Origin of the sequence: Collimonas rhizosphaerae (assembly GCF_038896935.1) — a bacterium.
Classification (GTDB): domain Bacteria; phylum Pseudomonadota; class Gammaproteobacteria; order Burkholderiales; family Burkholderiaceae_D; genus Collimonas; species Collimonas rhizosphaerae.
Genome location: NZ_JBANDC010000025.1, coordinates 1,784 through 16,518 on the forward strand (window position 1 = coordinate 1,784; position 14,735 = coordinate 16,518).

General features: G+C 57.1%; 11 protein-coding genes and 2 pseudogenes. 6 read left to right on the forward strand and 7 right to left on the reverse strand.

Going from position 1 to position 14,735, the window contains the following annotated elements:
- The 5 genes and pseudogenes from V8G57_RS26315 to V8G57_RS24025 form a co-directional block, all read right to left on the reverse strand.
- Positions 1–1,903, reverse strand: a pseudogene (locus tag V8G57_RS26315) (ESPR-type extended signal peptide-containing protein); the annotation flags it as partial.
- A gap of 324 nt (positions 1,904–2,227) precedes the next feature.
- Positions 2,228–2,359: pseudogene (locus V8G57_RS24010) on the reverse strand (ESPR domain-containing protein); the annotation flags it as partial.
- Between the two features lie 123 nt (positions 2,360–2,482).
- A complete protein-coding gene (locus V8G57_RS24015; protein ID WP_342831514.1) occupies positions 2,483–2,995 on the reverse strand; it encodes a DUF4019 domain-containing protein in 513 nt (170 codons plus the stop codon).
- Between the two features lie 1,125 nt (positions 2,996–4,120).
- Positions 4,121–5,053, reverse strand: a complete 933-nt coding sequence (gene ylqF / locus V8G57_RS24020) for a ribosome biogenesis GTPase YlqF (RefSeq protein WP_342831516.1) — start codon at positions 5,051–5,053, stop codon at positions 4,121–4,123.
- Positions 5,054–5,217: 164 nt separating this feature from the next.
- Positions 5,218–6,156, reverse strand: coding sequence for a histone deacetylase family protein (locus V8G57_RS24025; RefSeq protein WP_092400444.1), 939 nt, complete (start codon positions 6,154–6,156; stop codon positions 5,218–5,220).
- A gap of 220 nt (positions 6,157–6,376) precedes the next feature.
- Here V8G57_RS24025 and V8G57_RS24030 point away from each other — a divergent pair, with 220 nt between their 5' ends.
- The 4 genes from V8G57_RS24030 to mltB are packed head-to-tail and all read left to right on the forward strand — an operon-like array spanning position 6,377 to position 11,562.
- Positions 6,377–7,297 carry an AAA family ATPase gene (locus tag V8G57_RS24030; RefSeq protein ID WP_092400442.1) on the forward strand — a complete coding sequence of 307 codons (921 nt, stop codon included), beginning with the start codon at positions 6,377–6,379 and terminating at the stop codon, positions 7,295–7,297.
- A gap of 37 nt (positions 7,298–7,334) precedes the next feature.
- A complete protein-coding gene (locus V8G57_RS24035; RefSeq protein ID WP_342831519.1) occupies positions 7,335–8,336 on the forward strand; it encodes a DUF58 domain-containing protein in 1,002 nt (333 codons plus the stop codon).
- Positions 8,333–10,444, forward strand: coding sequence for a transglutaminase TgpA family protein (locus V8G57_RS24040; RefSeq protein WP_342831520.1), 2,112 nt, complete (start codon positions 8,333–8,335; stop codon positions 10,442–10,444). The genes V8G57_RS24035 and V8G57_RS24040 overlap by 4 nt, the downstream gene beginning before the upstream one ends.
- Complete coding sequence (mltB, locus tag V8G57_RS24045) at positions 10,435–11,562, forward strand: lytic murein transglycosylase B (RefSeq protein ID WP_342831521.1); 1,128 nt, start codon at positions 10,435–10,437, stop codon at positions 11,560–11,562. The genes V8G57_RS24040 and mltB overlap by 10 nt, the downstream gene beginning before the upstream one ends.
- A gap of 1 nt (position 11,563) precedes the next feature.
- Here mltB and V8G57_RS24050 read toward each other — a convergent pair whose 3' ends face one another.
- Complete coding sequence (locus V8G57_RS24050) at positions 11,564–12,100, reverse strand: YaeQ family protein (RefSeq protein ID WP_092400434.1); 537 nt, start codon at positions 12,098–12,100, stop codon at positions 11,564–11,566.
- Positions 12,101–12,287: 187 nt separating this feature from the next.
- On the opposite strand from V8G57_RS24050, the gene V8G57_RS24055 reads away from it, so the two are divergent.
- Positions 12,288–12,890 (forward strand): DUF1415 domain-containing protein, encoded by a 603-nt coding sequence (locus V8G57_RS24055; RefSeq protein ID WP_342831523.1) that lies wholly within the window; start codon positions 12,288–12,290, stop codon positions 12,888–12,890.
- 387 nt (positions 12,891–13,277) lie between these two features.
- Positions 13,278–13,613: a hypothetical protein gene (locus V8G57_RS24060; RefSeq protein ID WP_038492934.1), complete on the forward strand. Its 336-nt coding sequence runs from the start codon at positions 13,278–13,280 to the stop codon at positions 13,611–13,613.
- 36 nt (positions 13,614–13,649) lie between these two features.
- Here the strand turns inward: V8G57_RS24060 and cysM are convergent, their stop codons facing one another.
- Positions 13,650–14,552, reverse strand: coding sequence for a cysteine synthase CysM (gene cysM / locus V8G57_RS24065; protein WP_342831524.1), 903 nt, complete (start codon positions 14,550–14,552; stop codon positions 13,650–13,652).
- Positions 14,553–14,735 lie beyond the last annotated feature (183 nt).

Consider the following 14,735-nt stretch of genomic DNA (forward strand, 5'->3'; position numbering starts at 1 on the left):
ACGAAGAGACATTACTGTTGGCGGTGCTCAAGCCCGTTGACAAGGAGGCTTCCGCCACCCGTGACGTGCTGATACCCGTTGAAGTGGATGTGGATAACGACGAAACGCTGCTATTGGTAGTGCTCAACCCGGTCGATGTAGACGTCGATAGCGAAGACACGTTGCTATTAGTCGTACTCAAGCCCGTCGAGGTGGAAGCCGACAGCGACGCCACGTTGCTGTTGGTAGTGCTCAGACCGGTCGATGTTGATGTCGACAAGGAGGCGATACCGGTTGACGTGGATGTCGACAACGATGCCACATTGCTATTGGTCGTGCTCAAGCCTGTCGACGTTGATGTCGACAATGAAGCGATCCCAGTTGACGTAGATGTCGATAGCGACACCACATTGCTGTTGGTGGTGCTCAGGCCAGTGGAAGTCGAAGTAGACAACGATGAAACATTACTGCCGACAGTGCTCAACCCCGTAGACAAGGAGGCTTCCGCCACCCGTGACGTGCTGATACCAGTTGAAGTGGATGTAGATAACGATGAAACGCTGCTATTGGTCGTGCTCAGGCCGGTCGATGCCGATGTCGACAGCGATGAAACATTGCTGTTAGTGGTACTTAGACCAGTCGAAGTTGAAGTCGATAGCGAAGCAATACCGGTAGATGTCGAAGTCGACAACGATGAGACATTACTGTTGGTGGAGCTCAGGCCCGTAGACGTCGAAGTGGACAGCGACGAGATATTGCTATTTGTCGCGCTCAAACCAGTCGAGGTTGAAGTCGACAGCGAAGACACGTTGCTGTTAGTCGTGCTCAGACCGGTCGAAGTCGAAGTCGACAGCGAAGCAATGCCCGTAGATGTCGAAGCCGACAACGACGAGACATTGCTGTTAGTGGTACTCAGGCCAGTCGAAGCTGAAGTCGACAGCGAGACGATGCCGGTAGATGTCGATGTCGACAACGATGAAACATTGCTGTTGGTGGTGCTCAAGCCGGTAGATGTAGACGTCGATAGCGACGAAACATTACTGTTCGTTGTACTCAGGCCGGTCGATGTCGATGTCGACAGCGACGAAACATTGCTATTAGTCGTGCTCAACCCAGTCGAAGTTGAAGTCGACAACGAAGTCACGCTGCTGTTGGTCGTGCTCAGACCGGTCGACGTTGACGTCGACAGAGAAGCTATGCCAGTCGAAGTCGATGTGGATAGCGAAGAGACATTACTGTTGGCGGTGCTCAAGCCCGTTGACAAGGAGGCTTCCGCCACCCGTGACGTGCTGATACCCGTTGAAGTGGATGTAGATAACGACGAAACGCTGCTATTGGCAGTGCTCAACCCGGTCGATGTAGACGTCGATAGCGAAGACACGTTGCTATTAGTCGTACTCAAGCCCGTCGAGGTGGAAGTCGACAGCGACGTCACGCTGCTGTTGGTCGTACTCAGACCTGTGGAAGTCGATGTAGACAAGCTGCTGATGCTGCTTGTCGTAGTACTCATTCCCGTACTCAGCTGGTTAACGGTTACGGCATCCTGAGCGGCAGAACCATCTGCTACATTGGTGATGCGACGCAAAGCGGAGGCAGCGCCAACTGATATTTCAGACAGGGGCGCTGTGGTTCCGGTCAAAAAGCCAACACCGGTAGGCGCGGCCGTTCCGGTGACACTGCCCTGTCCAAGAGCCACGCTGTTGGTATATTTTGCATTTGCCCCGACACCAATAGCAACAGCATTGGCGGCGGTGCTAGATACGACCGATAATTGACCAATCGCAATGGATTGCGCTCCTGCAGCACTTGCTCCACCACTGCCGGTACCGGCCCCGCCGCCAATCGCGACCGACGAAGCACCGCCGGCGATGGCATCATCACCCAACGCAAATGCTCCGATACCGCTCGCCTTGGAACCGGATCCAATCGCAGTTGAGCTCCCTCCCGTCGCCGACGAGTTGTTACCGATGGCGATGCTATAGGCGGTAGCCGCGTTTGCTCCATTACCTAACGCGACAGCGGCCGTGTCTCCGGCAATTGCGCCATTTCCCACGGCAGTAGCTTGCTGGCCAGTCGCGGTCGCAGCGCTACCAATTGCAGTACCCCCGGTATTGTTTGCCGATGCCTGTCCACCCGAGGCAGCAGTCCCCGAACCGATAGCGATACCCGTAGAGCCAGTTCCAGTAGTCGTGCCGGAAGTACCGTTGGTATAACTCGCAAATGCAGCTGGGGACATCAATACGGTTGCCCCCAATACCGCAGCGGCAATTGCAGCCCCCACTTTCGAGCTGCTGCGCTTGCCGCGCGCTGCGGTATTTTCGGAAACAGCAACCCAGGCACCAAGTGCTTCGCTGTAGACGGTACGGTAGACTTTATTCATGAAAAGCTCGATTCAAGATGTGGTGAGGCTTGCTGCAAGGGATCAGACTGATCGCGCAAGCGAGATCACATGGAAAAAAATAGGGAAATAATTGAGCGCAGCCAAAGGGATGCAGGCACGGCGTCATTTCGCAGCGGTCTCTGCCGGACCATACTGGTAGCCGACCGGGACCCAGCGCTGGTTCTGCCAGACCAGCGCGACCTTTTCCCAGGCACGTGCTTTGGCATAACCCGATATAAAGGTGACGCTGGAAAATTCGCCGCGAGGCAAGCTGGGGTGATCGATCTGATGCTCCATCGCTTGCCAGATGCGCTTGTCAGGTGCCGCACCGTACTGGCTGTGGGCGGTGGCGATATAGGCGACCCAGGTTTTCCGGTCAGACTGGTCTTTCATCAAGGCAGCGCTTTGCTCCCACATCTGCCCCGCCTGGTCGGCATCGGCCAGAGCCAGCCATTGTTTCGCTGTCTCAATGGCGGCGTCGGCAGATTGCGCCATTGCGGCCGCCGAAAACAGCATGCCGGCGGCAAACAGCGCGGCCAGTTTCACCATCCTGAGTGCGCTGCAGAACCCGCCGCACAAGGGCCGTGCGCCATTGAGCAAGGATTCGATCGATGTCCTCTGATGCAATTTACTCATTTTCCACCTTGAAAATTTGACGTTTCATAACCAAAAAGAACTCGGCTTCATCGCATCAAAGGCAGGGAGTTCAAGTGACTTGGGCACTTGCCTCGGACCTCGATTGAAAAATTTGGAGCTCAGACGACTTGCCAGGCGAGCGGAATCCAGTTCCGCAGTTGCCTTTTTTAAATTAACAATATTGGACTTTAAGTAACATTCGTTGCTACTTTGAGTCCTTCTTGCCAATCACTTTGCTGCATAAAAAAAACAGCCAATTCAAACCGCTATCCGGCTTGTCCTGTCAAAATTGCCGACAAGCAAATGAAGGCGCCGCGATTTGCGCAATACCCATTTTTCCAAGACGCTCAGCACTTCATCCAATGATGTAATTTGGACATCAATAAATGTCCAGATTCATAATTTGATGGAAGTGCCAAATGTTAATTTCAATTAACATTTATGTCATCAAAATAAGTTCCCTAAAGTCGCCAATAAACAACGAATAAATTTGTATATGATGATGAAGTTTTTCAGAAAAATTTCTACTTTTATTGCCTTATTTGCATTATTTTTTCCAAAAAAAACCATACCTCCCTATATAGATAGGGATTTATAAGTTATATAGATTTTGAATATCAAAAATGAGGGGGTTCCTGGAATCAAGGAAAATAGATCGAATTAATTCTCCGCCTTGAAATATAAACTTGCTCAATAGAATCAAATTTGCCATTTATTTCTTCGTGGAAATGATAAATAATGTTTCTTATAATTAATAAATTACAAATGAGAAATTATGTGAACAAACATTAAAATCTGATCATCACAAAGCGATCTGTCGATCGCAGGAAATATCATTTCATCTAGCTTAAATTGCAATTTTTTCCAGAAAAATTAGACACTGCTTCAAAGCTTGACATGACATATGAGGCCAGCAGAGGAACAAAGCTGCGCAGCGTGTTAACGTTGCTTGAGAATTTTTTGTCGTAGCGCAGTGAAATCCTGTACGACAAATGGAAATGTAAAGTTGATTGCCAATTCGACAGCAAAATCCGCCCTATCCTATAACCGCCCGCAGACCGCCCAGGCAATAAAAAAACCCGCAATGACATAGTCATTGCGGGTTCATTGCAGAGCTGGAGCAAGCTACCTGGTATCGTCCTGCCCGTCGCTTTCCGCCTCCGCCTCGGCTTCCGCCTGGCGCCGCGCGATTTCTTCCTGGTGGCGCGCCAGCAAGGCGGCGCGCGTTTGCGGCGTTTCCAGGCTGATGCGGCCTAGCGCTCCGGTACGGTAATCTTGCAGCAAGGTATGCGCGGCCTTTTCCAGATCCAGGTCGCCGCCCTTGAGACGAAATCCCCGCCGCACCGCCACACCTTCGATCACGCTGACGCCGTCGATGCCTTCCGTCTTGATGCCGTAACGCGCAGCCAGCAAGGGCGCGTAGCGAACCAGCAGTTCATCGGCCAGGAACGTGGCGACCTCTTCCTCAATCAATGCGTTGGTGCCTATGGCATGGCTGGCGGCAAGCATCAGGCCGTCGCTCGGGTGGGCAATCTTCGGCCACAACATGCCGGGAGTATCGATCAGCACCATATTGTTGCCCAGGTACAGCCGCTGCTGCACCTTGGTCACGGCCGGCTCATCGCCTACCGCTGCCACACGGCGCTTCAGCAAGGCGTTCATCAATGTCGATTTGCCGACGTTGGGAATGCCCATGATCATCATGCGCAAGGGCTTCAAGGGCGTGCCGCGGTGCGGCGCCAGGGTCAGGCACAAACCCGGGATCTTGGCCACGTCCGAAGGTTTCTTGCAGCTCAGCGCCACTGCGTGGACATTCTTCTGGCTGTTGTAATAGGCAAGCCAAGCCTGCGTCACGGCCGGATCGGCCAGGTCGCTCTTGTTCAGGATCTTCAGGCAAGGGCGCTGACGAAACACGCGCAGCTGTTCGATCATGGGATTGCAGCTGGCTTGCGGCAGGCGGCCGTCGAGCACTTCGATCACGAGATCGACCTTCTCCATGGCTTCCGCCGCCTTCTTGCGGGCGGCGTTCATGTGGCCGGGGAACCATTGTATGGACATGCGTAGTCTTGTCTGGCTAAAATAAACCGCTATTGTACGGACTTATTCCGGTCCTACCTCAATCCCGAGGCCGCGCATCGCATGGCGCAGGACGCAGAACGTCAAACCGCCGCACCTGGCCGGGCCCTCCCGAAGCCTTTTCCCATGCCCCTGCAGCAACATGGTTATTCGAGTTCGGCCAGCACTTTCATGTGCGCGACCACGCTGCGGCCCAGCGCCGACAGGTTGTAGCCGCCCTCCAGGCAGCTGACGATGCGGCCCTCCGCATGTTCTGCGGCGACTGCCATGATTTGCCGGGTAAGCCAGGTGTAGTCTGCCTCGACCAGCCCCATCTGCGCCATATCGTCTTCCCGGTGCGCGTCAAAGCCGGCCGAAACAAAGACCATTTGCGGCCGGTGCGCATTCAACGCCGGCAGCCATTGCTCCGTCACCAACTTTCGTACCACGGCGCCATCGCTGTAGGCCGGCACCGGGATGTTGACGGTATTGTCGCCTTCCGGCTCGGTACCGCAATGCGGGTAAAACGGGTGCTGGAAAAAACTGACCATCAGCACCCGTGGATCATGCGCAAAAATCTCTTCGGTGCCATTGCCGTGATGGACATCGAAATCGACAATCGCCACCCGCTCCAGCCCGTGCGCCTCCAGCGCGTGGCGGGCGGCAAGCGCAATGTTATTGAACAGGCAAAATCCCATGGGGGTGCGAGAGGTAGCGTGGTGCCCTGGCGGACGCACCGCGCAGAAGGCATTGCTGACTTCGCCTGCCAGCACGGCGTCGGTCGCTGCCAGTGCCGCGCCGGCGGCGCGCAGCGCGGCTTGCCAGCTATACGCGTTGACCGACGTGTCGGGATCGAGCGGATAGCAGCCCGCCTTGCCGGCCAGCGCCAGGCTATGCTCTTTGACCAGGGCAATCATGGCAGCGCTATGCACGCGCGCCAGGTCGCTCTCTTGCGCCAGCGGCATGCCGCGGTAATCAAGCAGCTGGTCGATGCGGCTGGCAATCAGCTGGTCTTCGATCGCCTGCAGCCTTGCCGGCGATTCCGGATGACCGGCGCCCATGTCGTGCAGCTTGCAATCGTGATGGGTATAGAAAGCAGTAGTCAATTGATCTCGCCAAAAGTCTTGCTGAAAATGGGGCTGCGATCCTGTTAGTGTACCCAAGAACCGGGGGATGGGTCAGCGTATCCGCCCAATCCCGTCGAATCGGCCCACTGAAATCGCGACTGCTTGAAAAAAACACCGCATTTCTTCAAAGGAACTAGGATAACTCCGGGGAAGTTTGTATGATTCTCTCTCCGTTACGCTACCCTCACCAGACAAACCCATGTTCGCAAAAATCCACGCAGTTGCACAGCAGGTCGGCCAGATCGTCGTCGGCAAGGACCACCAGATCCGCCAGGCATTGGTATGCCTGCTGGCAGGCGGCCACCTTTTGATCGAGGACGTGCCCGGGGTCGGCAAGACCACCCTGGCGCATGCGCTGGCCATTTCCCTGGGCCTGCGCTTTAACCGGCTGCAATTCACCAGTGACCTGCTACCGGCGGATGTGGTTGGGATTTCGGTTTTTGATCGCGAGAAGAGCAGCTTTGTATTTCATCCAGGCCCGGTATTCACCCAGGTGCTGCTGGCGGATGAAATCAACCGGGCCACGCCCAAGACCCAGTCGGCGCTGCTGGAAGCGATGGAAGAACGCCAGGTCACCGCGGAAGGCGTGACGCGCGACCTGCCGGAGCCGTTCTTCGTCATCGCCACCCAGAACCCGGCGCACCAGGTCGGCACTTTCGCCTTGCCGGAATCGCAGCTGGACCGCTTTCTGATGTGCCTGTCGCTGGGTTATCCGGACGCCGCCGCCGAGCGTGCGCTGCTGATGGGAGAAGACCGCCGCGTCTTGCTGAAATCGATCGCGCCGGTGATGCAGGCGGCGGAACTGATCGAAGCCAGGCAAGCATTGAAGCAGATCCATACCTCCGCTTCCTTGATCGACTACGTACAAGCGCTGGCCCATGCCTCGCGCCAGAACGGCCTGTTCGCGGAAGGCATGAGCCCGCGCGCCGCCATCGCACTGCTGCAGGGCGCGCGCGCCTGGGCTGCCATGGAAGGACGCAACCATGTCATTCCAGAGGATGTGCAGGCGGTCCTGGTGCCGGTGACGGCGCATCGCCTGCGCCCGCTCAAGGCGCATGCCGGCAGCACCCTTGGCGCACGCGACCTGGTGCTGCAGCTGATGAAGTCGGTCGCGGTTTAACCGGCGTTTTCATGGCTGCCAGCCTGCCCCCGCCACTATGCTGACATCTCTCCGCCAACGATTCCGAAACTGGCTCGACCAGTCTCTGTTCCAGCTACGCGACGCCGAAGCGGGTGAAGTATTGCTTACCCAGCGGCGCGTGTTCATCGTACCGAGCCGTCCCGGGCTGGCGTTTGCGGTCGTGCTGGTATTGCTGTTTTTGTGCTCGGTCAATTACAACCTGAGCCTCGGTTTTGGCCTGACCTTCTTGCTGGCTGCCTGCGCTGTCATCGACATGCACCTGACTTTCCGTAACCTCGCCTATCTGTATCTGACGGCAGGCAAGGCAGCCGCGGTATTTGCCGGCGAGGACGCGCTGTTCGAGCTGCACCTGACAAACCGCCGCAAGCATGCCCGTTACGCGATCATGCTCGGCTTCATCGGACGCGGCCTGCCCGCCATAGAACGCGCGATGGATGTCTCGGCCCATAGCACCAGCCACCTGACGCTGGCGCTGACCACCACCCACCGCGGCTGGCAGCCGGCTCCCAGGATACGCTTGCGAACCCGCTTTCCGCTTGGCTTGCTGCGCGCATGGAGTTACTGGCAGCCGGACAGCCGGGCCCTGGTCTACCCGCAGCCGGAAGCGTCGGCATCGGCGCCGCCGTTGCCGCTGGCGCCGATCGAAAAGAGCGACGGCAACGGCGTTGCCGGCCACCAGGATTTTGCCGGCGTGCGCACCTACCAGAGCGGCGACTCGCTCAAGCACCTGGCCTGGCGCCAGATCGCCCGGCTGGACACCGATCTCGACGCCAAGCTGATCACCAAGCAATTCGAAGGCGGCGCAGTCAGCGACCTGGCTATCGATTTTGCATCCCTGCCCTATGACATGGCGCTCGAGGACAAACTCTCGCGCATGACGCGCTGGATACTGGAGGCGGAAGCGCGCCAGCTGGCCTATGCATTCCGCCTCGGCGACAGCGTTTATGCTGCAGCGCTGGGGCCGGCCCACCAGCGCGCCTGCCTGCGTGCGCTGGCGCTTTACCAAGGTGCGCCATGAACACCAGGTCCATGCAGCAGATCAAGGCTGAGCTTGAGAGCAAACCCTTGTACCGCATCTCAAGCACATATGTGCACTCCCTGTCGCGCGACAAGAGCGACACCGTATTGCTGCTCAGCGCCTGCGCCATGGTGCTGCTGCCGCATTTCCTGCATCTGACCTGGTGGAACTCGCTGGTCTGCGGCGGGCTGCTGCTGTGGCGCGCCTGGATCACCTTGCGCGGCCAGCGCCTGCCGCCGCTATGGCTGCTGCTGCCGCTGGCGGCGCTCACCATGGGCGGAGTCTATATCGACTACCGCACTTTATTCGGACGCGATGCCGGGGTGGCGATGCTGGCGCTGTTGCTGACGTTCAAACTGCTGGAGATGCGCGCGCGGCGCGATTTGTTCGTGGTGCTGCTGCTGACTTTCTTTTTGCTGCTCACCACTTTCTTCTATTCCCAAAGCATGCTGTCCCTGCTGTGGATGATGGCAACCCTGGTGCTGGTCCTGACGGCGCAGCTTTCTTTCCAATATACCGGCATGGTGCCGCCGCTCAAGCAGCGGCTGCGCCTGGGCGCCACGATACTGGCCATGGCGCTGCCGCTGATGCTGATCCTGTTCCTGCTGTTTCCGCGCATCCAGGGACCATTGTGGGGCTTGCCTGGCGATGCGCACAGCGGACACAGCGGCATGTCGGACAATATGACGCCGGGGAATATCGCGCAACTTGCCTTATCCGACGATATTGCGTTCCGCGTCAAATTCTCCGGCACGCCGCCGGCTCCTGCCCAGCGCTACTGGCGCGGCATAGTGCTGAGCGATTTCGATGGCCGCACCTGGACCCAAGGACGAGCGAGCCGCAATACGGCTGACGCTGAAACCCAGATCCAACCCGTGGCCAGCCCTAACCCGGCAACCGCTGTGCAACAGCAAATCACGATGGAAGCCAATGGCCAGCGCTGGCTGTTTGCCCTGGAAACGCCGCAGCTGGCGCCGACCCTGGATGGCATCCCGGTACTGATGACTGCCGACCACCAGCTGCGCGCAGCGCGAGCGATCAATGAGCGTGTCCGCTACGATGTCGTATCGAACCTGAGACCGGCATCGCCAGACCCGATCACGGCAAGCGGCATGCAGCAGGCGCTGGCATTGCCGGACAACTTCAATCCGCGCACGCTGGAATTTGCCGCCAGCCTGCATGAAAAATGGCCGGACAATGCTGCCTTGGTGAAGGCGGTGCTGAGCTTCTTCCGCAATGAAAATTTCAGCTATACGCTGGAGCCGCCGCTGCTCGGCAAAAATAGCGTCGACGATTTCCTGTTTTCCAGCCGTGCCGGTTTTTGCGAACACTACGCCAGCTCCTTTGTGGTGCTGATGCGTGCGGCAGGCATTCCGGCACGCGTGGTGACCGGTTACCAGGGCGGTGAAATCAATCCGGTCGACGACATGATGACGGTGCGCCAGTCCGACGCCCACGCGTGGGCCGAAGTATGGCTGCCGCCGCGCGGCTGGGTCAGGATCGATCCTACGGCTGCTGTGGCGCCGAACAGGATCGAGACCCAGCTCGGCAATCTGCTGCCGCGTTCCTTCTTCGGCAACCTGCTGGGAGGGCCTGCCGGCCAGGCCAGCTGGTGGTCGAGCCTGAACAACGCGACGGCTCTGCTGCGCGCCAATTGGGAAGCGCTCAGCAATGGCTGGAACCAATGGGTCCTGAACTACACGCCGGCGCGGCAAATGGGATTGATGCGTTGGCTGGGACTGGGTGAGCTGGACTGGCGCAGCCTGGGCGTCGTGATGCTGGCCATAGGCGCGGTGGCAGCCGGCAGCGTCACCCTGCCCTTGCTGCTGGCGCGAAACAAGAGCAACCCGCTCGATACGGTATACTCTGCGCTGTGCGCGCAGATGGCGCGGCGCGGCATGGCGCGCAACAAGCATGAAGGGCCGGCCACTTACGGCCGTCGCCTGTGCGCCGGCGACTCGCCGCTGTCGCCCTCCGTCAAAATGGCGGTCAAGCGCTTCATGGATTTGTACGAGGCCCTGCAGTATGGCGCCGACTACGGGCCGCACAATAAACCGCCGGCGCCTTTGATGGCACAACTAAAATTACTGCTTTCCCAATGTCGATGAAATCAACTCCAGGTCTCCTTACCGTCGCCCAGCTTTGCGCTCTTGCCCTGGCGATCTCTGCCAGTCCCGCTCTGCAGGCCCAGCAAAACAGTTCCGGCAAAGTTACTTCGGCAAAAATCCGCAAAGCGAGCAGCGTTGCCGACGATGGCGAGTTCGCCAATTTCGCCGACTGGAAAGAGGTCTCGGCATTCATCGACCAGATGGTCGAAAAAAACGGCTTCGACCGGAATGAACTGGTCGCCATGTTCAACAAGGTGCGTTACGTCGACAGCGCGATCCAGCTGATGAAGCCGGCTCCGGCCAGCAAACCCAAGAACTGGGCGGCTTACCGTGCCCGCTTTGTCGAGCCGGTGCGGATCCAGGCCGGCGTCGATTTCTGGAATACCTACGCTGACGCCCTTAACCGGGCCGAGGCGCAGTACGGCGTGCCGGCGGAAATCATCGTCGGCATCATCGGCGTCGAAACCGTGTACGGCCGCAATGTCGGCAGCTTCCGGGTGATGGACGCCATCACCACGCTGGCGTTCGATTATCCGAATACGCCAACGCGCGAAGCGCGCATGGCGTTTTTCCGCGGCGAACTGGAAAGTACCCTGCTGTACGCCCGGGAGTCGGGCATCGATCCGTTTACCTTGCTGGGCTCATACGCCGGCGCCATAGGCTGGCCGCAGTTCATGCCGAGCAGCATCCGCCAGTACGGCGTGGATTTTGACGGCAAGGGGAAAATCGACTTACGCAATTCACCGGTCGATGCGATCGGCAGCGTGGCCCATTACCTGGCTGAACACGGCTGGAAAACCGGCCTGCCGGTGGTCTTCCCGGCGACGCTGTCGACCGACACCAGCGCCGAAAACCGCTGGCAGGCTTTTATCGGGCAAGGCCTGGAAGCCAAATATCCGCTGGATGAACTGACCGCGGCCGGCGTAGTGCCTGGCGTAGTGCCGCCGAACGACATACGGTACGGCCTGATCGACTTGCAAAACGGCCAGGCGCCGGCCGAGTACTGGCTCGGCACCGATAATTTCTACGCCATCACGCAGTACAACCGCAGCTTCTTTTACGCGATGTCGGTAGTGGACCTGGGACGTGCGGTGCGGGTGGCGCGCACTGCGCAATAAATCAGGGATTGCTGACGCTGAGTTCGACCTCGACGGTCTGGCCGTTGGCGCTCAGCCAGATCTGCGCATCCTGGATAGTGCACTGCAATTGCATGCTGCGCTGGGCGAAACCGGTCAGGGCCTCGCTGCTGGCGGCAGCAATATTGATGACGGTCAGGTTGCGGGCGCGCGCTACCTTGCTGCTGATCTGGTTCCACCAGATGTGGCTGGTGCTGCTGTAGCTGTAGACCACCACTTGCGCGGCCCGTCCACAGGCTTTGAGGATGCGCTTTTCGTCAGGCTGGCCGACTTCGATCCAGAGATCGATGGCGCCGGTCAGGTCCTTGGCCCACAAATCAGGCTCCTCGGCATCCGATAAGCCTTTGCCGAATACCAGCGCAGCCGAGGCGTGACGGGCGAACGCCAGCAGGCGCACCATCATGCGCTCGTCGGTTTCCGACGGATGGCGGGCCAGCGTCAGCGCGTGCTCCTGATAATAATGACGGTCCATATCCGCAATTTGCAGATCGGCTTTGAAAATAGTTGCTTTAAGGGCCATAACGCCTATTGTTATATATAGTTGAATCAAACCCGGTGTGTCGCAGTCACGGGATCGGAAGAATAACCCGATTTGCGCCGCCTGGAGCACATATATGGGCGCCGGAAGTGCCTGCGGCAACGCTTGATGCCGCCGGATTCATCCTTATATTCATCTAAATTGTTTGTAAATAATGCTTCCCAATCTCATGAAAACTGCTTCATCCACTACCTCCTCAACAGATATGATGCCGTTTTCCGGCGAAGTAATCGCTCACACAAAATTATGGCTGGAGCGTGCCGTGATCGGGCTAAACCTTTGCCCGTTTGCCAAAGCGGTATTTATCAAGGATCAGATTCGTTACGTCGTCAGCAGTGCACAGACGCCGGAAGAGTTATTGGTGGACCTGATGGCGGAGCTGGAATTGCTGCAGCAGGCAGATCCAGAAGCAATCGACACCACCCTGCTGATACATCCTGATGCACTGCGTGATTTCCTGGACTACAACGACTTCCTGGATGTCGCCGATGCAGCGGTCGAGGAGCTTGAACTGGACGGCGAAATCCAGGTTGCCAGTTTCCATCCCGAGTATCAGTTCGCCGGCACCGACATAGACGACATCAGCAACTATACCAATCGCGCGCCTTATCCTACCTTGCACCTGTTACGTGAAATCAGCGTCGAGCGCGCGGTTGATGCGTTCCCCGAGGCCGCCCAGATATTCGATAAAAACATGCGGACCCTGCAACAATTGGGATTAGATGGCTGGCGGAAACTACTTGGGGAGGGGGATCAACAAAAACAGTCTTGATTATTATTTTAACAATATTAGAATGTTGTAAAAATGGTGTTCCTTGCAATTTTTACGGAAAGTTACTAAATAGTAATAGACATCGTAATAAGAAAATTTTAAATTGAGCTTGTGCAACTTATTTGTATATTTGGTCACTAAACAAAGGTAGGTTGTTTGTTACCAATGTAATGTACAACATGCTGTGCAATGTACTTAGCGGTATCAGCTGTCCCATGAAGAAAAAGATAGGGAGTTTCTTTATGATAAATATGTGCTCAAAATCAGTATAAAATACGGCAAGTTGTAGTTTCGCCAATAAAACTGGGAGGTGCACTTGGTAATAGTTCGCTACATATTGCACAAACACTTCCCATATATCAACTAGGATAACGGAATCAATTGATTATGACTAACACTACCCCAGACGCACCGACCAGCAACAAGCTCGATGAGCAGGTAACTTACGATCCGAACCATCTGCTCGACTCTTTGATCGACAAGTTGCACTTGAAAAATGATGCCGCACTCTCGCGCTCGCTCGAAGTAGCGCCACCGGTCATCAGCAAAATCCGCCATCGCCGCTTGCCGGTTGGCGCATCGCTGCTGATCCGCATGCACGAAGTCAGCGACCTGACGATTCGTGAACTGCGCGCCTTGATGGGCGACCGTCGCGAGAAATTCCGTATCAGCGACAAGCAGTTCAAGCCAAAGAGCAAGATCGAAGCCGAAAAGCTGAAGTAATCGGCATGCCAGCCGCGTCCCTGCTTGAAGCCTGCTTCAGGCAGGGAAAACGCCGGTAGACAAATAGCGGTCGCCACGATCGCAGACGACGAAAACGATCGTCGCGTTTTCTACCTGCTGCGAAATCCGTAACGCCACCTCGCAAGCCCCCGCCGCAGATATCCCGCAGAAAATCCCTTCTTCGCTCGCCAGCCTGCGCGCCATATGTTCCGACGCCGCCTGACTGACTGATTCAATCTGGTCTACCCTTGAATGCTCATATATCTTGGGCAAATAGGCTTCCGGCCATTTCCTGATGCCTGGAATCTGCGAGCCCTCTTCCGGCTGCGCACCGATGATGCGGATAGCCTGGTTCTGCTCTTTCAGGTAAGTGGAAACGCCCATGATGGTGCCGGTGGTGCCCATCGCGCTGACAAAATGCGTGATGCGTCCTTCCGTGTCGCGCCAGATTTCCGGGCCGGTGGTTTCGTAGTGCGCGAGCGGGTTATCCGGGTTGGCGAACTGGTCGAGAATCAGTCCGTCACCGTCTTTCTGCATTTTTTCCGCCAGGTCGCGCGCATATTCCATGCCGCCGGTCTTTGGGGTAAGGATGATCTTGGCGCCGTATGCCGCCATGCTCTGGCGCCGCTCTTCGCTCAGGTTTTCCGGCATCAGCAACACCATCCTGTAGCCGCGCATGGCTGCCACCATCGCCAGGGCGATCCCGGTGTTGCCGCTAGTTGCCTCAATCAGGGTATCGCCGGGCTTGATCTGGCCGCGCGCTTCGGCATGTTTGATCATCGACAAAGCCGGCCGGTCTTTCACCGAGCCGGCAGGATTATTGCCTTCCATCTTGCCTAGGATTACGTTATTCCTCTGCTCGGCTTCGCTGCCGGGGATACGTTTGAGTTGTACCAGGGGCGTATTGCCGATTGTGTCTTCGATAGTCAGATAAGGCATAGTGTGATCAAACGTCTTGTGCAAAGAGCCCATTTTAATATGAGACTTTGTTATGCGTATGAAAGCCTGACAAACCGTATGCAACCGCGGCCAGGCAAGCGAGCGAGCGGTCCCGGAAACGAAAAAGCCCTGGAATCCAGGGCTGGGCAAGGCATTTTATCTCCCGGCGGCCACCCGGCCGCC

Excerpts from the sequence above, each read along its gene's own strand:
- V8G57_RS24030 (WP_092400442.1), top strand. The coding sequence starts at position 6,377 with ATGTTCGCAAAAATCCACGCAGTTGCACAGCAGGTCGGCCAGATCGTC.
- V8G57_RS24040 (WP_342831520.1), top strand. The coding sequence starts at position 8,333 with ATGAACACCAGGTCCATGCAGCAGATCAAGGCTGAGCTTGAGAGCAAA.
- V8G57_RS24015 (WP_342831514.1), bottom strand. The coding sequence starts at position 2,995 with ATGAGTAAATTGCATCAGAGGACATCGATCGAATCCTTGCTCAATGGC.
- V8G57_RS24035 (WP_342831519.1), top strand. The coding sequence starts at position 7,335 with ATGCTGACATCTCTCCGCCAACGATTCCGAAACTGGCTCGACCAGTCT.
- V8G57_RS24050 (WP_092400434.1), bottom strand. The coding sequence starts at position 12,100 with ATGGCCCTTAAAGCAACTATTTTCAAAGCCGATCTGCAAATTGCGGAT.
- V8G57_RS24055 (WP_342831523.1), top strand. The coding sequence starts at position 12,288 with ATGAAAACTGCTTCATCCACTACCTCCTCAACAGATATGATGCCGTTT.
- cysM (WP_342831524.1), bottom strand. The coding sequence starts at position 14,552 with ATGCCTTATCTGACTATCGAAGACACAATCGGCAATACGCCCCTGGTA.
- V8G57_RS24060 (WP_038492934.1), top strand. The coding sequence starts at position 13,278 with ATGACTAACACTACCCCAGACGCACCGACCAGCAACAAGCTCGATGAG.
- ylqF (WP_342831516.1), bottom strand. The coding sequence starts at position 5,053 with ATGTCCATACAATGGTTCCCCGGCCACATGAACGCCGCCCGCAAGAAG.
- mltB (WP_342831521.1), top strand. The coding sequence starts at position 10,435 with ATGTCGATGAAATCAACTCCAGGTCTCCTTACCGTCGCCCAGCTTTGC.